The organism is Sedimentimonas flavescens (assembly GCF_025154035.1).
GTDB classification, from domain to species: Bacteria; Pseudomonadota; Alphaproteobacteria; order Rhodobacterales; family Rhodobacteraceae; genus Rhodobacter; species Rhodobacter flavescens.
Genome location: NZ_JAOALJ010000001.1, coordinates 256,297 through 275,912, shown reverse-complemented (window position 1 = coordinate 275,912; position 19,616 = coordinate 256,297). Strand labels below are relative to the sequence as shown.

The following is a 19,616-nucleotide window of genomic DNA, read 5'->3' as shown; positions in this document are numbered from 1 at the left end:
CGCCTGAGCAAAACAGGAGCACACATGCCGCTTTACGAGCATGTCCTCATCGCGCGTCAGGACCTGTCCAACGCGCAGGCCGAAGGCCTTGTCGAACACTTCTCGACCGTCCTCGCGGACAACGGCGGTAAAGTCGTTGAGAGCGAGTACTGGGGCGTGAAGACCATGGCCTACAAGATCAACAAGAACCGCAAGGGCCACTACGCCTACCTGCGCACCAACGCCCCGTCGGCGGCCGTGCAGGAGATGGAGCGTCTGGCCCGCCTGCACGACGACGTCATGCGCGTTCTGACCGTCAAGGTCGAAGCGCACGAGGAAGGCCCCTCGGTGCAGATGCAGAAGCGCGACGACCGTGAAGGCCGTCCCGAGCGCGGCGAACGCCGCGAGCGCCGTTGATCCGAGGAGCATAACCCATGGCGAACAAACCGTTTTTCCGTCGTCGCAAGGTGTGCCCGTTCTCGGGTGAAAACGCGCCGAAAATCGACTACAAAGATGTGCGTCTGCTGCAGCGCTACATCTCCGAGCGTGGCAAGATCGTGCCCGCCCGCATCACCGCCGTTTCGGCCAAGAAGCAGCGTGAACTCGCCCGTGCCATCAAGCGCGCGCGTTTCCTCGCCCTGCTGCCCTACGCCGTGAAGTAAGGAGCCAGACCCATGCAAGTCATCCTTCTGGAACGTGTGGCCAAGCTTGGCCAGATGGGCGAGGTCGTGAACGTCAAGGACGGCTACGCCCGCAACTTCCTGCTGCCGCAGGGCAAGGCGCTGCGCGCCAACGAAGCCAACATCGCTTCGTTCGAGACCCGCAAGGCCCAGCTCGAAGCCCGCAACCTGGAAACCAAGAAAGAGGCCGACGCTCTGGCCGCGAAGCTTGGTGGCCAGCAGTTCATCGTGATTCGCTCGGCTTCGGACGCCGGCGCGCTCTACGGCTCGGTCACCCCGCGTGACGCCGCCGAGGCCGCCACCGCCGCCGGCTTCTCGGTGGACAAGAAGCAGGTTGCTCTCAAAGCTCCGATCAAGGACCTCGGCCTGCACGAAGTGCACGTTGTCCTGCACCCGGAAGTCGACGTGACCATCGTTCTGAACGTTGCGCGTTCGGCCGAGGAAGCCGAGCTGCAAGCTTCGGGCAAGTCGATCCAGGAACTCGCTGCCGAAGCCGAAGCCGAAGCCGAATTCGAGATCGCGGAACTCTTCGACGAAGTCGGCGCTGCCGCTGGCGACGAAGAATAATCGACCTTACAGCGCAAGCTGCGAGCCGCGCCCCATCGGGGCGCGGTTTTCGTTTGTGTCAGCCGTGGCTGTGATGGTCGCAGGTGACGTTCGGATTGAACGGCGTCAGCGTCCCGGCCGGGTTCTCGCGGAACAGCCAGACGTGCTGGTCGTAATGCGGCATGAATCCATGCGCCTCGTCGCCCGCCGTGTCGGGGTTGTCGGCCATGTGATCCCACATGCGGCCGTTGATCATCGGCGGACCGTCATGCCCCGCTGCTTTCCAGGCCGCCTCGAAGACTAGGTTCTCGATGCCAACCAGTTCGAGACTGCCGTCGGCCTGCGGCTCATAAAGCAGGATCGCCGGTTTCATGAAGTCGGTATGGGTGCTCATGCCGTCAACGCGCGGCTCGGCCCCGGTGATCTGCAGGGCCGCCGGATTGAGATAGTGGATCCCCATTCCGCCCCATTCGGCAGGCAGCCCCTCGGCCGCAGCCGAAACGCAATGGCCCGAAGGGTCGGGGATGAAGCCCTCGGCGAGGGCTACGTTCACATCCTTGTATTTCGCGGTCGCGGCCCTGAGCGCGTCGAGATCGTAGTCATCTGCCAAAGCAGAGAATGGCGTGGCCAGCACAATGGCCAGAACGGTACTGGTGATCCTGTTCGCAGACATCAGAATATCCTCCCTCTCCCGGGCGGCGTTTCGTGCCGCCATGCCGATCAGTCTGCGCCTTTGGGCGAGTCGCGGCAATGCCGTGGGGAACAGCAGGTTAGGCCCTGTCACAAATGAAAAAACCGCCCCGAAGGGCGGTTCTTCCGTTTCCCGGTGGGGAAATCTTACATCTCGTCCAGGGCTTCGATGGCCTTCTGGAGGTCTTCTTTCGAGACTTCCTTGTCGGCCACTTCGGCGCCGCTGACGACGTAGTCGACAACCTTGTCTTCGAAGATCGGCGCGCGCAGCTGCTGTTGCATCTGCGGGTTCTGCTGCACGAATTCGAAGAAGGCGCGTTCCTGGCCCGGATACTGGCGCGCCTGGTTCAGCACGGCCTGGGTGAACTCGGCGTCGGTGACCTCGATCTCCTGCTTGCGGCCAAGTTCGGCCAGCAGCAGACCCAGGCGCACGCGGCGCTCGGCCAGTTTCTTGTGCTCATCGGTCGGTTCGATCGAGCCGTGGTTGTGGTCGTGAACCTCGGGGTTCTCTTCGTGCCACAGCTGGTGCGCGATCGAGGCGGCCTCGGCATCGACCAGCGACGGGGGCAGGTCGAACTTGACGGCAGCGTCGAGTTGGTCGAGCAGGCCGCGCTTGAGAACCGCGCGGGCGGCGCCGACATATTCAGCCTCGAGACGCTCAGCGATCTGGCCTTTCAGCGCAGCGAGATCCTCGGCGCCGAATTTCTTGGCCAGCTCGTCGTCGATCTCGGCCTCTTTCGGGCCGCGGACTTCCTTGACGGTGCACTTGAACAGGGCTTCCTTGCCAGCAAGATGCGCCGCACCGTACTGCTCGGGGAAGCTCACCTTGACTTCGACGGCTTCCTCTTCCTTGGCGCCGACGAGTTGATCCTCGAAGCCGGGGATGAACGAGCCCGAGCCGAGCACGAGCGGGTAGTCCTCGCCCTTGCCGCCTTCGAAGGCCTCACCGTCCACGAAACCTTCGAAGTCGATCACGACCTGATCGCCGTCCTTGGCTTTCGAGCCCTTGCGGCGCTTTTCGAAGTTCTGCGCGGTCTTGGCGAGGTTCGCCAGCGCCTCGGTCACGGCGTCGTCGCCGGCCTTGACGACCATGCGCTCAAGCTTGATGCCCGACAGATCGACTTCCGGGATCGCCGGCAGGGCTTCGTAGGCCACGGTCACGACCACGTCGTTGCCCGGCTTCCAGCTATCGCCGCCTTCCATTTCGATCTTCGGCTGCATCGCGGGGCGATCGCCGGACTTCTCGAAATGCTCCGACATCGCGCCATCGACGGCTTCCTGCATCGCGTCGCCCAGAACGCGGTCGCCGAAGGTCTTGCGCAGCATCGCCAGCGGAACCTTGCCCTTGCGGAAGCCCTTCATCTCGACTTCGGGTTGGGCTTCGAGAAGCTTCGCGGTGACTTTCTCGTCGAGTTCAGCAGCGGTGATGGTGATCGTGTAGCCGCGCTTGAGGCCTTCGTTGAGGGTCTCGGTGACCTGCATGGGGTTTCCTCTGTGTCTAAGGCCGCGCGTTGGCGCGGCCATGTCCGTCAATTTCAGCCGCCCTTCTATTGATCGCGGGCCTTGGTGGCAAGGTGAAAAGGCGCGATCCGGCACCCATTGCGCGAGGCGGCTGTGCCTGCAAGGGCACAGCGGCGGATTGCCACGCGTGCAAGGGGATGATCCCTCTCGATTTGCGCTCCGATGCCTTTAAGAATAGCGAGCAGACAGGCGCGTTTCGTCAATTCGGAGTGCAGATTGGAACCGACCACCGCCGCCGGGCTTTTCGGCGAGATCACCGTTTCGGCGTTCACCCTTTGGCAAGTCCTGCTGCTGCTTGGCCTGACCCCGCCTCTGGCAATCTGGGCGGGGCATACGCTTGGGCGTCGGCGGCGCACGCGGTTGCTGGCCGAGGGTATGGGCGTCGAGCCGTTTCTCAGCGATGCCACGCTTGGCGCCTTCATGGCGCTGCTTGGTTTGCTGCTGGCATTCACCTTCGGCAATGCGCTGACGGTGGCCCAGTCGATCAAGGGTTCGATCACCGATGAGGCCGCCGTGATCGGCACGGCCTTCTTGCGCGCGGATTACCTTGAAGAGCCCGTTCGCACTGAGTTGCAGGTGGCACTGCTGGACTATGGGCGCTCGCGCGTTGTGCCGAAGGGCACTTCGACCACCAAGATCGCTGACGTTCATGCCTTCGTCGATCGCAGCCTTCAGGCGCAGGCGAAGCTATGGCCGCTGACGCTGAAAGGCACGCAAGATCCGTTCCCGGCGCCGCTGAAGGGCTTCGTGGCGGGGGCGGTCAACGATGTGCTTGATGCGCATCTTTATCGGATGGCGACGCTGTCGGTGCCGCTTGCCAGCTTCATGCAGCTGGTCGTCTATCTGTCGATCATGGTGTCGCTGTTCCTGTTGGGAAACAACGTGGGCATGGTCGGCAACCCGATGACATGGCGGTTGTTCTCGCTCGCGCTGTTCATGGCCACGACAATGTATTGCGTGATCGACATCCGGCGCGGCAACGAGGGGCTTTTGCGCGTGGATGACGCGCCGCTGCGTGCGACTGTCTTCGACATGGAACAGGCCCTGAAGGGCCGGATCTGACGCGCATCGCGCGGAAAGATGTCGGGATTGCAAAGTGGTGCGGGTGAAGGGACTCGAACCCCCACGCCATAGGCGCCAGAACCTAAATCTGGTGCGTCTACCAGTTCCGCCACACCCGCAACGCGCGCCTTTTAGCAAGACCGCGCGGCGCAGGGTAGGGGCCTTGCGAAAAATCTTTTGCGCCGCTCAGAGACCCAGATCGCGGAAGACTTGCGGCAGCATTTCTGGGAGATCTTCGGCAATCAACCCTGGGCCGAAGGCGCGCGCGGCGGCGGCGTGAAGCCAGGCGCCGCTCGTCGCGGCCTCGAACGGCGCAAAGCCGCGCGCCATCAGCCCTGCGATGATTCCGGCCAGCACATCGCCCGAGCCCGCCGTGGCAAGCCAGGGCGCTGCATTCGCACCGGTGGCCGCGTGCAGCGCCGCGCGACCGCTTGGGTCGGCGATGACGGTGTCCGGGCCCTTGAGCAGCACCACGCAGCCCGCGCGGGCTGCGGCCGCGCGCGCCGCCTCGATCTTGGGATAACCGGGGGTATGTAGCCGCTCCGCCAGATCGGGGAAGAGGCGGCGGAACTCGCCCATATGCGGGGTCAGGACGACCTTGTCATGCAACTGCCCGAACAGCACGGGCGGGTCTTCGGCAAAGGCGCTGAGGGCATCGGCGTCAAGCACGGTGGCGCGGCGGCCCCACAGGGCGGCGGGCACCAGATCCTGTGCGCGCGATTGGCCAAGGCCGGGGCCGAGGCAGAGCGCATTCAGGCGCGCGTCCTGCAAGAGGCCGCGCAGGCTGTAGCCGTCGGGCAGGGCGGTCAGCATGATCGCATTGAGCTGCGCGGCGTACTCGGCGATGGCTGGTTGCGGCGCGGCGATGGTGACGAGCCCGGCACCCACGCGCAGCGCGGCCCGCGCCGCCAGACGCGCGGCGCCGCCCTTGCCTGCGCCACCCGAGAGCACAAGCGCATGGCCATGGCCGTATTTATGCCCCTGCGCGCTCTTGCCAAGAAAGACCGCCGGACGCGCGACAAGCTGAACCGAGTCCGGGGCGGGATCTTGCGGCAGGCCTATGTCCACGACGGCGACCTGCCCGCAGCAGGCCGCGCCCCCCTCGGGCAAGCCCGCGGGTTCAAGGTAGTGCCCCCATTTCGCGCGATGGAATGAAACGCTCAGGTCGGCCCAGAACGCGCCCCCGAGATTGGCGCCGGAATCCGCGCTGATGCCGCTTGGGATATCGACGGCGACGACGCGTGGGCGGCCGGAGGGCGTGCGATGCCGAAGGGCGTCGAGGGCCTGCGATGTGTGTGTCGTGTCGGGCGGCATGGGGCGGGTCAGACCGGTGCCGAATACGCCATCCACCACAAGGCCCGAGGTCATCGCGCCAAGCCGATCCCCGATCTGCCGATCGTCCCAGAGATGCACCGGGCCTGTCTTTAGCCAGCGGTCATGATTAGTGCGCGCGTCGGGGGGCAGGCGGGCGGGATCGCCCAGAAGGTAAAGCGCGATTGCCCATCCGCGCTGTTGCAGCAGGCGTGCAATGACGAAACCGTCCCCGCCATTGTTGCCCGGCCCGCACAGGATCGCGGCCGTTGAGGGGCTCAGATCAGGGAAGGCGGTGGCGATCTGCGCAACAACGCCAGCCCCGGCGCGTTCCATAAGCTCAAGACCGGTGACGGCGCCGCTGGCGATGGCTTGTTGCTCGATGCCGCGCATTTGGGCGCTGCTCAGAATTTCACTCATGCGATCGCTCTAATTGTTTTCATTCTGCTGCAACTTCACGCTAACTGCACAAAAATTGGGCAATGTATGCCGAATTCCCGACCCTCGGGACACCCCGCCAAGCTAGCCGATTGCGGGCCCTTGTGGAAAGTGGTCAGAGGGTCTCGGCAAGACCTGATGGGGGGAGTCGACTACATGAAAAAGGTTGAAGCGATCATCAAGCCCTTCAAGCTGGATGAGGTGAAAGAAGCACTTCAGGAAGCGGGGATCCAGGGGCTTTCTGTGATCGAGGTGAAGGGCTTCGGCCGTCAGAAGGGCCATACCGAGCTCTACCGTGGCGCCGAATATGTCGTGGACTTTCTGCCCAAAGTGAAAATCGAGATGGTCCTGCCCGATGAGCTGGTCGATGCAGCTATCGAGGCCATCGTCTCGGCCGCCCGGACCGAGAAAATCGGCGACGGCAAGATCTTCATTTCGCCTGTCGAACAGGCCATCCGCATCCGCACCGGCGAAACCGGCGACGACGCGGTCTGAGAATTCATACGAATACGGGCCTGCCGGGGCCCGGTAAACCCATGCTCAACGAAAGGGTAAGTAGCAATGAGCGCAGTTAAAAAAGCTCTCGACCTGATGAAGGCGGAAGACGTTGAATACGTCGACGTCCGCTTCACCGACCCGCGCGGCAAACTGCAGCACGTGACGCTGATCGCCGACCTCGTCGACGAAGACTTCTTCGAAGAAGGCTTCATGTTCGACGGTTCGTCGATCGCTGGCTGGAAATCGATCGACCAGTCCGACATGAAGCTGATCCCGGATGCCTCGTCGGTCTATATCGACCCCTTCTACGCCGAAAAGACCCTGTGCGTGCACTGCGTCGTCGTCGAGCCGGATACCGGCGAGGCCTATGACCGCTGCCCGCGTCAGGTCGCCCTCAAGGCTGAGGCCTACCTGAAGTCCTCGGGTATCGGTGACACCGCCTATTTCGGGCCGGAAGCTGAATTCTTCATCTTCGACGACGTGCGCTACTCGGTCACCCCGGCCAAAGTGTCGTACCAGATCGACGCGGAAGCCGCCGCCTGGAACACCGACGCCGCCATCGAGATGGGCAACCTTGCGCACCGCGCCGGCCACAAGGGCGGCTACTTCCCGGTGAACCCGGTCGACGAAGCCCAGGACCTGCGTGGCGAGATGCTCTCGACCATGAAGCGCATGGGCATCAAGGTCGACAAGCACCACCACGAAGTGGCGACCTGTCAGCACGAACTCGGCATGATCTTCGGTGGTCTGGTCGAGCAGGCCGACAACATCCAGAAGTACAAGTACGTGATCCACAACGTGGCCCACGCCTACGGCAAGACCGTGACCTTCATGCCGAAGCCCATGAAGGGCGACAACGGCTCGGGTATGCACGTGAACATGTCGATCTGGAAAGACGGCAAGCCGCTGTTCGCGGGTGACAAGTATGCTGACCTGTCGCAGGAAGCGCTGTGGTTCATCGGTGGCATTCTCAAGCACGCCAAGACCCTGAACGCCTTCAGCAACCCCTCGACCAACTCGTACAAGCGACTGATCCCGGGCTTCGAAGCCCCGGTTCTGCGCGCCTACTCGGCCCGCAACCGCTCGGGTTGCGTCCGTATTCCGTGGACCGAGTCGCCGAAGGCCAAGCGCGTCGAAGCCCGTTTCCCCGATCCGGCTGCGAACCCCTATCTGTGCTTTGCGGCACTGATGATGGCTGGTCTCGACGGCATCAAGAACAAGATCGATCCGGGCCCGGCTTCGGACAAGGACCTCTACGACCTGCCGCCGGAAGAACTGGCCGCGATCCCGACCGTTTGCGGTTCGCTGCGTGAGGCGCTCGAGTCGCTGGAAGCGGATCACGACTTCCTGCTCGCGGGCGACGTGTTCACCAAGGGCCTCATCGAGGGCTACATGTCGCTGAAGTGGGAAGAGGTTTACGCTTACGAGCACACCCCCCACCCGGTCGAGTACCAGATGTACTACTCCTGCTAAGGGATTGGAAAATCAACGGAAAGGGCGCCCGGACGGGCGCCCTTTTTGCTTTCTGCGGGTCGGTCTGGCGCGAACGTGATCTGCGTCTGCGCACAGACTCTGTTGGGGCGTGTGGAATTGAGACCGGGGCCTGTGGTGGGCATCTTCACCGCTGAAATCGCCATGACAGGAGTACCCCCCGCGATGAAATCCGTTCTGCTTGCCGCCGGCCTTGCCTTTGGTCTTGCCTCCGCCGTCGCTGCGGCACCCGCGACCTACACCCTCGACCCGAGCCACAGCCAGATCGTGTTCGACTACACGCACCTGGGGTTCTCGACCACGACGGGCATGTTCTCGGGCTTTGAGGGCACGATCCAGTTCGATGCGGAAGACCCGGCAGCCTCGTCGGTTGAAGTGAGCTTCCCGACCGCCTCGCTCTTCACCGGCTGGGATGCGCGCACGCAGCACTTCCTGACCGAGGACTTCTTCGGCGCCGAAGCGAGCCCGGAGATCTCGTTCAAATCGACCGGAATCGAGGTGACCGGCGAGAAGACCGGCAAGATCACCGGCGATCTGACCATCAATGGCGTGACCAAATCGGTCGTGCTGGATGCCGAGATGACCCAGATGGGCGAGCATCCGATGGAGAAAAAGCCGTGGGTCGGCTTCAATGCCACCACCGAGATCAAGCGCTCGGACTTCGACATGGGCATGTTTGCGCCCTACGTCTCGGATGAGGTTCAGATCGCGATCTCGATCGAGGCCATGAAGGCGGAATAAGCCCCGCCCATTAAATCGAAACGGCCGCCGGATCGCTCCGGCGGCCGTTTTTCTTTATGAAGGCGTGGCGTCAGGCGTCGAGAGCTGCCGAAGCGGGCTGGCGTGTCGCGCTAAGCGTGACTTGCACGGTGACGCGAAAGCCCACGCTGCTTTCGTCGGGATAGCTTTCGCCCATGCCGAAGGCGCGGCGGTCAAGCACGGCCTCACCGGTCATGGTGGCCTGATCGCCTGCGATGCTCAGCGCAAAGGGCAGGGTGAGCGGAACCGAGGCGCCGCGCAGGGTCAGGGTGCCGGTGGCCTCATGCGCGCGGCCTTCGGTGCGGGTCAGATCGGCTGTGAAGGTGGCAATGGGGAAGGTGGCGGTGTCGAAGAACTCCGCCCCCTTGGCCTGATCGGTGACCGAGCCGAGGGTGAGTTGCGTCGTGTCGATCTGCACGGTGACGGTGCCGGTGCCGCTGGCCTCGTCATAGTCGATCTGCGCGGTCCAGGCGGGCAGGGAGCCGTCGACCACCGCGCCCATCTGCTGAACGGTGAAACCAAGCGTGCCCTCGCTGACTTGCCAGTTCCCGGAGGGCTGGTTTTGTGCGACGGGGGCGGGGCCGTCAAGGCGTTCAGGTCCGGCGGGAAGGGGCAACGCGCTGCCGATCACGGCGGCCCAAATGGCCACCGCGGCCAAGGGCGCGCCTGCGCCATGTGCCACGCGGCCTTCGCCCGCCGGGGTGCCGCGCGTCATCCGTGCCATGGTCGCATCGCGATCGATGATCACGTGCTTGAGCGCGCCGAGAACGTGCAGACCGATCGCAGCGTAAAGGACAAGGGCCGAGAGCTTGTGGATGCCCTCGAACAGATGGGCGACATCGGTCGATTGCGGCACGAAGGGCAGGGTCTGGCCGAAGGGCCACAGGATCGGGGCAAAGCCCGCCTGCGCTGCGTGGCCGATCCAGCCCGAGAGCGGCATGATCAGCATCGCGCCGTAAAGCGCCCAGTGGATCAGCTCGGCCGCGAAGGTCTCGGCCCGGCGCTCGGGGTGCAGCGGCACGGGTTTGGGCTGTGCAAGCGACCAGAGAATGCGGGCAAGCGCGGTGAAGAAGGCGGCAACGCCGATGGTCTTGTGCGCGGAATAAATCGTGACAAGCGTGGCGACGGCGGCGTCGGTATCGCGTGGCAGGTCCTCGGCATATAGCCCTAGGCCGATCGCGGACAGGATCAGAAGCGCGGTGAGCCAGTGGAAGATCCGGGCAACCGAGCCGTAGCTGTGGGAGGTGTTGGTCAGCATGGGGGCCTCGTGTGAACTTTCCCCAGACCATAGGTCTGCGCGCGCGCATGAACCACGCGGACAGGCGCACAGACTCTGTGCGCAGGTTGTTGTCAGTGCCCTCGGGTCACGCTAGACCGAGGCAAGCACAATGTGGAGGAAGCCATGAGCCGAGCATTCGTATTCCCCGGACAGGGCGCGCAGACCATCGGTATGGGCAAGGCGTTGGCCGAAGCCTATCCCGCCGCCAAGGCGGTCTTTGATGAGGTGGACGCCGCCCTGGGCGAGAGCCTGTCGAGCCTGATCTGGGAAGGCGAGATCGAAACGCTGACCCTGACGGCCAATGCGCAGCCCGCGCTGATGGCCACCTCGATCGCGGCGCTGCGCGCGCTGGAGGCCGAGGGCTTCTCGGTCAAGGACGCGGCATTCGTGGCGGGGCATTCGCTCGGGGAATACTCGGCGCTTTGCGCGGCGGGCGCACTGAGCGTGACCGACACGGCCAAGCTGCTGCGGATCCGTGGCGAGGCGATGCAATCGGCGGTTCCGGTGGGTGTAGGCGCGATGGCCGCGCTGCTGGGTCTGGATTTCGAGACCGCAACGCGGATCGCGGGCGAAGCCGCGGCCGCTGGCACGGGGCAGGAGGTCTGTCAGGCTGCCAACGATAACGATCCCGCGCAGGTTGTGGTCTCGGGCCATAAGGCTGCGGTTGAGCGCGCGGTCGAGATTGCCAAGGCGGCCGGTGCCAAACGCGCGCTGATGCTGCCGGTCTCGGCACCGTTCCATTGCGCGCTGATGCAGCCCGCCGCCGACAAGATGGCCGAGGCCCTGGCCTCGGTGCAGATTGCGGCGCCTGTCGTGCCGGTCGTGGCCAACGTGCGCGCCGAGGCGGTGAGCGACCCCGAGGTGATCCGTCAGTTGCTGATCGAGCAGGTCACCGGCTCGGTCCGCTGGCGCGAGAGCGTGCTGTGGATGGTGGGTCAGGGCGTGACCGAGTTCTGGGAGATCGGCGCGGGCAAGGCGCTGTCGGGCATGGTCAAGCGCATCGCCAAGGAAACCGTGCAAAAGAACGTGGGCGCGCCCGAGGATATCGCTGCGCTCAAGGGCTGAGGCCCGATCAAATGATGGCAGGGCGGGGCTTCGGCCCCGCCTTTTTCATGCGCTGACGATGCGCGGCTGCGCGGGGCGCACGGGCAGAGCGGTCATCTCGGCCAGACGCAGGCGGACTAGGGCCTCGTCGGCCTCGGGGGGCAGGTCGATCAGCTTGAGGCCCGCCTTGGCCAGCGCATCGCGCTTGGCTTGACTGCGCGAGATCTGGAAGTCGCTCGGAACTTCGGTGGTCGCGTGGCATTCGATCGCGGCCACCACAAAGCCGCGCCGGTCGAGCAGGGCGAGATCGAGATGCTCGCCCGCCAGCGCCTTGTTGGCGTCTGAGAACGTGTCCTCGGTGCCATCGGGGGAGACGGCATGAACCACCTGCGACAGCGCGACTTGCGCCAGAACGCGGTGGCCTTCGCCCATTTCGCGCGCGATCTTTTCGAGCATCGGCAACACCCGCGCCTCAAGCCGGTTCAGAAGCGGCACGACGCGGTAGCCGTTGTTCACGACAAGGCGTTGCGGATCGGGCTGCATCGCGGCCAGCTTGGCCAGCGTCTCATGCCCGTAGTCGCGTTCTTGATAAGAGCTTTTTGATCGGTTCGTCAGCATCTTGAACAGAAGCGGCAAGGCGGCCAGCGCGACCAGCGTCAGCGGGATCTGCGCGGAACTCATGAGGTTCTCGATCACCGCGGCGAACGGGTCCATCGGGATTTCAGTCTGTGCGAGGATGTCGGTGTTCGCCATGGTTTTCGGTCGCTTGCCTGTTCGCACTTCAATAGGCGGCCAAGGTGGCGAATTTATGGCCGTGCGCGGAAAGATGCGCCCGGTGGCTGGCAGGAAGGCCGGATCGCTGCTATTGAGGCGCAAAGTTAACCTGAGGGACGACCATGTTTGATCTGACTGGGAAATCGGCGCTGGTGACCGGCGCTTCGGGTGGTATCGGCGCCGAGATCGCCAAAGCGCTGCATGCCGCAGGCGCCAAGGTCGCGCTGTCGGGCACGCGGGTCGAGCCGCTGGAGGCGCTGGCCGCCGAATTGGGCGAGCGCGCCTTTGTTGTGCCCGCGAACTTGAGTGACGCGGCCTCGGTCGAGGCGCTGCCCAAGGCCGCCATCGAGGCGATGGGCGGGCTGGACATTCTGGTCAACAATGCAGGCATCACGCGCGACAACCTGTTCATGCGCATGTCGGATGAGGAATGGCAGTCGGTTCTGGAGGTCAACCTGACCTCCTCCTTCCGGCTGATGCGTGGCGTGCTGCGCGGCATGATGAAGGCGCGTTGGGGCCGGATCATCAACATCACCTCGGTCGTGGGCGCGACGGGCAACCCCGGTCAGGGCAACTACGCTGCCGCCAAGGCAGGCATGGTGGGTATGTCGAAATCGCTGGCCTATGAGGTCGCAAGCCGGGGCATCACCGTGAACTGCGTGGCGCCCGGTTTCATCGCCACCGCGATGACTGACAAGCTCAACGACGACCAGAAATCCAAGATCCTGACGCAGATCCCGGCAGGCCGCATGGGCGCGCCCGAGGAAATCGCGGCAGCGGTTCTCTATCTGGCCAGCCCTGAGGCGGGCTATGTGACCGGTGCCACTTTGCACGTCAACGGCGGCATGGCCATGGTGTGACCAGATGCCCCGAGGCTGCAAAACGGCTTGCCTTGCGGGAAGACTGTAGATATTAGCGGCTAGGACGGGCCGGGGGCTGACCCAGCCTTTCGGCTGCCTCGCTGTGCGGGGCGCATCAAGCCGCTCGAACGAGCTAGAACTAGGGACGGGCAGAGGCCCTCAAACTGAGGAAATGACATGAGCGACATCGCTGATCGCGTGAAGAAGATCGTCGTGGAGCACCTGGGCGTTGAAGAGGACAAGGTCACCGAGACCGCCTCGTTCATCGACGATCTGGGCGCCGACAGCCTCGACACCGTCGAGCTGGTTATGGCCTTCGAAGAAGAGTTCGGCATCGAGATCCCGGACGACGCTGCTGAGACCATCCAGACCTTTGGCGACGCGGTGAAGTTCATCACCGAAGCCGCCTGATCCGATTTCGGATAGGTTTTCGACGGCGCCCCCTTGTGGGCGCCGTTTTGCATTCCGGGGTGTAAATGCGGGCTTTCGTGGCGATTCCGATGCCGGAAGAGGCGGTGGCGCCTATTGTCGCGCTGCAAACCCTGTTGGGCTGCGGCCGGGCGGTGGCCGAGGAGAACCTGCACCTGACGCTGGCGTTTCTGGGCGAGATCAGTCTGGCCGAGGCGCAGGCGCTGGATGAGGAACTGGCCGCCATTCCCACGCAGCCTCTGGTGCTGGAACTAGCGGGGGCGGATGTGATGGACCGCGCGCGCCCCGATCTGGTCTTTGTCGGCCTGCGCAAAAACCCGCCGCTTGAGGCCTTGCAGCGCCATGTGGCGGCGGCGGCGCGTGCTGTCGGGATTGATCTGGCGCGGCGACGTTTTCGGCCGCATGTGACCCTTGCGCGCTTTGGTCGCGCCTATGGCCCTGCCGAGGAATTGCGGCTTGGCCGCTTCCTGGAGGCCTCGGCCGATTTCACATTGCCGGGATTCGCAGTGGGGGAATTCGTGCTCTATCGCTCGACGCTCGATCCCCATGGGCCACGTTATGACCGTCTGGCGGAATACCCGCTTGGCGATCTGCCCGGGTCGGATTGGGCCGAGGAATAATCGGGAGCAATGCCGATCCGTTAAAACGCGAGGCTCCTTGACGTTGCACCCCCCGTTTTGGCCGTGTATCAGAACGGGATCGGAGGATTAACCAAAGAGGTCGAGGATGCGTCGTGTAGTCGTCACGGGTCTGGGGCTGGTCACGCCGTTGGCTTGCGGGGTCGAAGAGACCTGGGCGCGGCTCATTGCCGGGGAGTCCGGCGCCGGTCCGATCACAAGGTTCGACGCGTCGAACGTCACCACGAAATATGCCTGCGAAGTGCCGCGGGGCGATGGTTCGAACGGCACGTTCAATCCGGATGACTGGATGGAGCCGAAAGAGCAGCGCAAGGTCGATGAATTCATCCTTTACGGGATCGCGGCGGCGGTTCAGGCCGTGCAAGATTCGGGCTGGATGCCCGAGGACGAGGAAAACCGCCTGCGCACCGGCGTGATGATCGGTTCCGGCATCGGCGGGCTTTCGACGATTGCCGAGACCGCCCTGTTGATCAGGGAAAAAGGCCCCAAGCGGGTGAGCCCGTTCTTCATCCCAGCCTCGCTGATCAACCTGATCTCGGGTCAGGTGTCGATCCGTTTCGGCTTCAAGGGCCCGAACCACGCGGTGGTCACGGCCTGTTCGACCGGCGCGCACGCGATTGGCGATGCTGCCCGCCTGATCATGCTGGGCGATGCCGATGTCATGGTCGCGGGTGGTGCGGAAAGCCCGATCTCGGAAATCGGGATCGCGGGCTTCAACGCCTGCAAGGCGCTTTCGACCAAGCGCGGCGATGAGCCGACCAAGGCCAGCCGTCCCTATGACGCCGACCGCGATGGCTTCGTCATGGGCGAGGGCGCGGGCGTCGTGGTGCTGGAAGAATACGAGCACGCCAAGGCGCGTGGCGCCAAGATCTACGCCGAGGTTCTGGGCTACGGCCTGTCGGGCGACGCCTATCACATCACGGCCCCGGCGGAGGATGGCGATGGTGGTTTCCGCTCGATGAAAGCGGCGATCGAGCGTGCGGGCCTGACCCCGGATGCGATCGACTACATCAACGCGCATGGCACCTCGACCATGGCCGATACGATCGAACTGGGCGCGGTGGAGCGCCTGATGGGCAATGCCGCCGCCAAAGCCACGATGAGCTCGACCAAGTCATCCATCGGGCACCTTCTGGGGGCTGCGGGCGCGGTTGAGGCGATTTTCTGCATCCTCGCGCTGCGTGACCAGATCGCGCCACCGACGCTGAACCTCGACAACCCGGCGGTAGAGCCCAAGCTTGACCTGGCGCCGAACAAGGCCGTCAAACGCGAGATCAACGTGGCCCTGTCGAACAGCTTCGGCTTTGGCGGCACCAATGCGAGCCTCGTGCTGGGCAAGGTCGCCAGCTGATGTGGCGCAATATTGTCTCGAACTTTCTGACCCTGCTGATCGTCGTGTTGGTGGGGGTTGCCGGGCTGGTTGCCTGGGCCAAGCAGCAATATGAGGGGTCGGGGCCATTGACGCAGGGCGTGTGCCTGCGCGTTGAGCAGAACGCGACCTTCGGCCGCGTGTCTCAGGATCTGCTGGCGCAGGGGGCGATCGCGTCGGGCTACATTTTCCGCGCGGGCGCGGATTATGAAGGCAAGAGCGGGTCGCTCAAGTTCGGGTCGTATCTGATCGAGCCGGGCTCTTCGATGCAGGACATCATCGAGCAGATTACCGCCGGCGGGCCGTCGACCTGCGGGACCGAGTTGAACCTGCGCATCGGCGTGAACGCGCAGCAACTGATCCTGCGCGAGTTGGACGCGGCCTCGGGGCAATATGTCGAGAAGGCCAAGTTCGACCCGGTGGCCGAGGCGAAGCCCGAAGGCTTCGACGAGGCGGCAAGCAAGGCCGACGTGCGACTGCGCATCACGCTGGCGGAGGGTGTGACCAGCTGGCAGGTGGTCGAGGCGCTCAAGTCTGCGGATTTCCTCAAGGGTGAGGTTGCCAAGGTTCCTGCCGAGGGCACGCTGGCGCCGGACAGCTATGAGGTGCGCCGTGGTGCTGACCGCGCCGGACTGCTCAATGAGATGGCTAAGCGCCAGTCCGCCATTCTGGCCGCCGCATGGGAGAACCGGGCCTCGGGGCTGCCTTACGAGACGCCGGAAGAGGCGTTGGTGATGGCTTCGATTGTCGAGAAGGAAACCGGTGTGCCGGAAGAGCGGCGTCAGGTGGCGAGTGTCTTCGTCAACCGCCTCGATCAGGGGATGAAGCTACAAACCGACCCGACCGTGATCTATGGCGTGACCGAGGGCAAGGGCGTGTTGGGCCGTGGTCTGCGCCAGTCCGAGTTGAATCGCGAGACGCCCTATAACACCTATGTGGTGGCGGGGCTGCCGCCGGGGCCGATCTGCAACCCCGGCCGGGCGGCGATTGAAGCGGCACTGAACCCGGATTCGACTCGGTATCTGTTCTTCGTGGCCGATGGCACCGGCGGGCATGCCTTTGCCGAGACGCTGGATGAGCATAACCGCAACGTCGCACGCTGGCGCGAGATCGAGCGCCAGCAGAAATCGCAAGGCTCAGGCAACTGATATTGCAAATAAAAATGGGCCTGCCGAGTTCTTGGCGGGCCTTTTTCCTGGGGTTCGAGAACAACCATAGATTTAGTGCTTGACTTACAGAACGCCCTACGATAGAAATATGTCATGCTAGGAGAAGTGGGCAAGCGCCGCGGGTAACCGTCGGCGCTTTTTCATTTCGCTCGTGCGGAACAGGCATGAGGAGCGGGTTCTGTAGCACATGGATATGACTTTCTCGGGTGGGGAAGGCCCTTCAGTGGATCTGCTGAAGGAAACGGAAACTCTTTATCGGGAAGTGGCCGAAGAGCTGGCGCTGGCGATGCGGGGGGTTCGCCAGGGCGAGGTGTCGGATGCCAAGGCTGCCATGCAGGCGGTCAAGGATCTTCGCATCGCCTTCCAGATGGTAATGGATGAAAGGACACGGGTTGAAAAACTCCGCAAACAGGTTGCCGGGGTCGTCCGAGATCATGCGCTCGACTTCGATGCAGCCCGATCTGAGATCGGGCGCCGCCTGGCTCGCCTCCGCGACGCCGGAGGATGTTGACGCGTTTCTGGACGGGCTGGAGGACAACGCGCTTCTGGCCCTGCCATGGATGTTCGAGTTCTGGGCGCTGCCGCATCAGTTGCCGCCGCAGGGAGCCTGGAAAAGCTGGGTTATCATGGGCGGGCGCGGTGCGGGCAAGACGCGGGCCGGGGCCGAGTGGGTGCGCGCGCAGGTGGAAGGCGCGTGCCCGCTCGACCCCGGCAGGGCGCATCGCGTGGCGCTGGTGGGAGAGACCTTCGATCAGGTGCGCGACGTGATGATCTTTGGCGACAGCGGGATCATGGCGTGCTCGCCCCCCGACCGTCGGCCCGAGTGGGAGGCGACGCGACGGCGCCTCGTCTGGCCCAATGGCGCGACCGCGCAGGCGTTCTCGGCGCATGAGCCCGAGGCGCTGCGAGGCCCGCAGTTCGATGCGGCCTGGGCGGACGAGCTGGCCAAGTGGAAGAAGGCCGAGGAGACGTGGGACATGCTGCAATTCGCGCTGCGGCTCGGCGATCATCCCCAGCAGGTCGTCACGACGACGCCACGCAATGTCGGCGTGTTGAAGGCGATCCTGAACAACCCCTCGACCGTGGTGACCCATGCCCCGACCGAGGCGAACCGGGCCTATCTGGCGGCCTCGTTCCTTGAGGAGGTGCAGGCGCGCTATGCGGGCACCCGGCTCGGTCGGCAGGAGTTGGAGGGCGTGCTGCTCGACGATGTCGAGGGGGCGCTTTGGACAACGGCAGGCCTGGAGGAGGCGCGGATCGCCTCGGCCCCCGAGATGGACCGGATCGTGGTGGCGCTGGACCCATCGGTGACGGGGGGAAGCGCATCAGACGAATGTGGGATCGTGGTCGTCGGCGCGGTGACGCGCGGGCCGGTGCAGGACTGGCGCGCGGTGGTGCTTGAGGATTGCTCGGTCCAAGGCAAGCCGACCGACTGGGCGCGGGCCGCGATCCGCGCGATGGAGAAATACGGGGCCGAGCGGCTGGTGGCCGAGGTCAACCAGGGCGGCGACATGGTGGAAAGCGTGATCCGGCAGATCGACCCGCTGGTGCCGTTCAAGGCGCTGCGTGCGGCGCGGGGCAAGGCGGCGCGGGCCGAACCGGTCGCGGCACTGTATGAGCAGGGGCGGGTGCGCCACCTTCGAAGCGGTCATCTGGGCGCGTTGGAGGATCAGATGTGCCGCATGACCACGCGCGGCTATGAGGGGCGCGGCTCGCCCGACCGGGTGGATGCGCTGGTCTGGGCGCTGACCGAGCTGATCATCGAGCCCTCGGCGCACTGGCGCCGGCCGCAGGTCAGGGGCCTCTGAGCAGGGCAGACAATCATTCGCAAGGGCCGGGATTTCCCGGCCCTTTTCTTTGGCCGGGTCCACAGGGCCGGGCCGCGACGAGGAGAACGGGATGGGTTTGAATTTCTTTCGCAAGGCCGAGCCGGAGGGCGCGCCCGAGCAGAAGGCCTCGGTCACAGGGCGGATCGTGGCCATGGCATCGGGGGCGGGCCGGGTGGTCTGGTCGCCGCGCGATGCCGTCAGCCTGACCCGCAGCGGCTTTACCGGCAATCCGGTGGGGTTTCGCTGCGTGAAGCTGATCGCCGAGGCGGCTGCCGCCGTGCCGCTCGTTTGCCAGGACAGCGAGCGCCGCTATGAGATGCACCCGCTGATCGACCTGATCCGGCGTCCGAATGCGGGGCAAGGCCGGGCCGAACTGTTCGAGGCGCTTTTTGGTCAGATGCTGCTAACCGGCAACGGCTATCTGGAGGCTGTCGCCTCGGAAACCGGCCTGCCGCGCGAGCTGCACGTGCTGCGATCCGACCGGATGTCAGTCGTGCCCGGCGCGGATGGCTGGCCCGTCGCCCATGAATATGCCGTGGGTGCGCGCAAGCATCGTTTTGACATGACCGGGCACCCCGATCCGATCTGCCATATCAAGAGCTTCCATCCGCAGGACGACCATTACGGCCTGTCGCCAATGCAGGCGGCGGCAACGGCGATGGACGTCCACAACTCGGCCAGCGCCTGGTCGAAGGCGCTGCTGGACAATGCCGCGCGGCCCTCGGGGGCGATCGTCTACAAGGGTTCGGACGGGCAGGGCACGCTGAGCCCCGAGCAATATGACCGGCTGGTCTTCGAGATGGAGACGCATCATCAGGGCGCGCGCAATGCGGGGCGGCCGATGCTTCTGGAAGGTGGGCTCGACTGGAAACCAATGGGGTTCAGCCCCTCGGACATGGAGTTCCACGAGACCAAGTCCGCCGCGGCGCGCGAGATCGCCGTGGCCTTCGGTGTGCCGCCGATGCTGCTGGGGATCCCCGGCGATGCGACCTACGCGAATTATGCTGAGGCGCACCGGGCGTTCTATCGCCTGACCGTGCTGCCGCTTGCGACGCGGGTCAGCGCGGCGGTGGCGTGGTGGCTATCGGGTTTCATGGGCGAGGTGGTCGAGTTGAAGCCCGACCTTGACCAGATCCCGGCGCTGGCGACGGAACGCGACGCGCAGTGGAAGCGCATCGGTGAGGCTGCCTTTCTGACGGCGGCTGAAAAACGCGCGCTGCTTGGCCTGCCACCGGTCTCGGAGGAGTGAG

21 protein-coding genes and 1 tRNA gene are annotated in these 19,616 nt (G+C 64.6%); 16 read left to right on the top strand and 6 right to left on the bottom strand.

Annotated features, from left to right (window positions below; translation table 11 throughout):
• The first annotated feature begins 24 nt into the window (after positions 1-24).
• The 3 genes from rpsF to rplI are packed head-to-tail and all read left to right on the top strand — an operon-like array spanning position 25 to position 1,226.
• Positions 25-396: a 30S ribosomal protein S6 gene (rpsF, locus tag N3C64_RS01355; RefSeq protein WP_218629203.1), complete on the top strand. Its 372-nt coding sequence runs from the start codon at positions 25-27 to the stop codon at positions 394-396.
• Between the two features lie 17 nt (positions 397-413).
• Positions 414-641 carry a 30S ribosomal protein S18 gene (gene rpsR / locus N3C64_RS01350; protein WP_068765176.1) on the top strand — a complete coding sequence of 76 codons (228 nt, stop codon included), beginning with the start codon at positions 414-416 and terminating at the stop codon, positions 639-641.
• A 12-nt stretch (positions 642-653) separates the two neighbouring features.
• Positions 654-1,226: a 50S ribosomal protein L9 gene (gene rplI, locus N3C64_RS01345; protein ID WP_218629202.1), complete on the top strand. Its 573-nt coding sequence runs from the start codon at positions 654-656 to the stop codon at positions 1,224-1,226.
• 58 nt (positions 1,227-1,284) lie between these two features.
• On the opposite strand, the gene N3C64_RS01340 is transcribed toward rplI, so the two are convergent.
• Positions 1,285-1,878, bottom strand: a complete 594-nt coding sequence (locus tag N3C64_RS01340; RefSeq protein ID WP_260010993.1) for a hypothetical protein — start codon at positions 1,876-1,878, stop codon at positions 1,285-1,287.
• A 164-nt stretch (positions 1,879-2,042) separates the two neighbouring features.
• Positions 2,043-3,377 carry a trigger factor gene (gene tig / locus N3C64_RS01335; RefSeq protein WP_218629201.1) on the bottom strand — a complete coding sequence of 445 codons (1,335 nt, stop codon included), beginning with the start codon at positions 3,375-3,377 and terminating at the stop codon, positions 2,043-2,045.
• Between the two features lie 255 nt (positions 3,378-3,632).
• Here tig and N3C64_RS01330 point away from each other — a divergent pair, with 255 nt between their 5' ends.
• Positions 3,633-4,478 (top strand): hypothetical protein, encoded by an 846-nt coding sequence (locus N3C64_RS01330; protein ID WP_260010990.1) that lies wholly within the window; start codon positions 3,633-3,635, stop codon positions 4,476-4,478.
• Between the two features lie 35 nt (positions 4,479-4,513).
• Here the strand turns inward: N3C64_RS01330 and N3C64_RS01325 are convergent.
• Positions 4,514-4,597 (bottom strand) — tRNA-Leu (locus N3C64_RS01325).
• A 67-nt stretch (positions 4,598-4,664) separates the two neighbouring features.
• Complete coding sequence (locus tag N3C64_RS01320) at positions 4,665-6,209, bottom strand: NAD(P)H-hydrate dehydratase (RefSeq protein WP_260010988.1); 1,545 nt, start codon at positions 6,207-6,209, stop codon at positions 4,665-4,667.
• A 174-nt stretch (positions 6,210-6,383) separates the two neighbouring features.
• On the opposite strand from N3C64_RS01320, the gene N3C64_RS01315 reads away from it, so the two are divergent.
• From N3C64_RS01315 to N3C64_RS01305, 3 genes are all read left to right on the top strand, one after another.
• Positions 6,384-6,722 carry a P-II family nitrogen regulator gene (locus N3C64_RS01315; protein WP_218629198.1) on the top strand — a complete coding sequence of 113 codons (339 nt, stop codon included), beginning with the start codon at positions 6,384-6,386 and terminating at the stop codon, positions 6,720-6,722.
• Between the two features lie 66 nt (positions 6,723-6,788).
• The gene (glnA, locus tag N3C64_RS01310; protein ID WP_218629197.1) at positions 6,789-8,198 is read left to right on the top strand and encodes a type I glutamate--ammonia ligase; all 1,410 of its coding nucleotides are present in this window, start codon (positions 6,789-6,791) and stop codon (positions 8,196-8,198) included.
• A 183-nt stretch (positions 8,199-8,381) separates the two neighbouring features.
• Positions 8,382-8,957 carry a YceI family protein gene (locus tag N3C64_RS01305; protein WP_260011791.1) on the top strand — a complete coding sequence of 192 codons (576 nt, stop codon included), beginning with the start codon at positions 8,382-8,384 and terminating at the stop codon, positions 8,955-8,957.
• A 70-nt stretch (positions 8,958-9,027) separates the two neighbouring features.
• On the opposite strand, the gene N3C64_RS01300 is transcribed toward N3C64_RS01305, so the two are convergent.
• Entirely contained in the window at positions 9,028-10,233 is a 1,206-nt protein-coding gene (locus N3C64_RS01300) for a cytochrome b/b6 domain-containing protein (protein WP_260010982.1), read from the bottom strand.
• A 144-nt stretch (positions 10,234-10,377) separates the two neighbouring features.
• Here N3C64_RS01300 and fabD point away from each other — a divergent pair, with 144 nt between their 5' ends.
• Complete coding sequence (gene fabD / locus N3C64_RS01295; RefSeq protein ID WP_260010980.1) at positions 10,378-11,319, top strand: ACP S-malonyltransferase; 942 nt, start codon at positions 10,378-10,380, stop codon at positions 11,317-11,319.
• Between the two features lie 45 nt (positions 11,320-11,364).
• On the opposite strand, the gene N3C64_RS01290 is transcribed toward fabD, so the two are convergent.
• Positions 11,365-12,051, bottom strand: coding sequence for a DUF2726 domain-containing protein (locus tag N3C64_RS01290; protein ID WP_260010977.1), 687 nt, complete (start codon positions 12,049-12,051; stop codon positions 11,365-11,367).
• Between the two features lie 143 nt (positions 12,052-12,194).
• Between N3C64_RS01290 and fabG the strand changes: the two genes are divergently transcribed.
• The 8 genes from fabG to N3C64_RS01250 all read left to right on the top strand — a co-directional run bounded on the left by fabG (position 12,195) and on the right by N3C64_RS01250 (position 19,615).
• Positions 12,195-12,932, top strand: coding sequence for a 3-oxoacyl-ACP reductase FabG (gene fabG, locus N3C64_RS01285; protein ID WP_260010974.1), 738 nt, complete (start codon positions 12,195-12,197; stop codon positions 12,930-12,932).
• Between the two features lie 177 nt (positions 12,933-13,109).
• Entirely contained in the window at positions 13,110-13,343 is a 234-nt protein-coding gene (locus tag N3C64_RS01280) for an acyl carrier protein (RefSeq protein WP_013067402.1), read from the top strand.
• Positions 13,344-13,408: 65 nt separating this feature from the next.
• Positions 13,409-13,981: an RNA 2',3'-cyclic phosphodiesterase gene (gene thpR, locus N3C64_RS01275; RefSeq protein ID WP_260010971.1), complete on the top strand. Its 573-nt coding sequence runs from the start codon at positions 13,409-13,411 to the stop codon at positions 13,979-13,981.
• A gap of 106 nt (positions 13,982-14,087) precedes the next feature.
• Positions 14,088-15,350 (top strand): beta-ketoacyl-ACP synthase II, encoded by a 1,263-nt coding sequence (gene fabF / locus N3C64_RS01270; protein ID WP_260010969.1) that lies wholly within the window; start codon positions 14,088-14,090, stop codon positions 15,348-15,350.
• Positions 15,350-16,516: an endolytic transglycosylase MltG gene (mltG, locus tag N3C64_RS01265; protein ID WP_260010966.1), complete on the top strand. Its 1,167-nt coding sequence runs from the start codon at positions 15,350-15,352 to the stop codon at positions 16,514-16,516. The genes fabF and mltG overlap by 1 nt, the downstream gene beginning before the upstream one ends.
• 208 nt (positions 16,517-16,724) lie before the next feature.
• Positions 16,725-17,048: a hypothetical protein gene (locus N3C64_RS01260; RefSeq protein WP_218629189.1), complete on the top strand. Its 324-nt coding sequence runs from the start codon at positions 16,725-16,727 to the stop codon at positions 17,046-17,048.
• Positions 16,987-18,345 carry a DNA-packaging protein gene (locus N3C64_RS01255; protein ID WP_260010964.1) on the top strand — a complete coding sequence of 453 codons (1,359 nt, stop codon included), beginning with the start codon at positions 16,987-16,989 and terminating at the stop codon, positions 18,343-18,345. The genes N3C64_RS01260 and N3C64_RS01255 overlap by 62 nt, the downstream gene beginning before the upstream one ends.
• Before the next feature lie 91 nt (positions 18,346-18,436).
• Entirely contained in the window at positions 18,437-19,615 is a 1,179-nt protein-coding gene (locus tag N3C64_RS01250; protein ID WP_260010961.1) for a phage portal protein, read from the top strand.
• Position 19,616 lies beyond the last annotated feature (1 nt).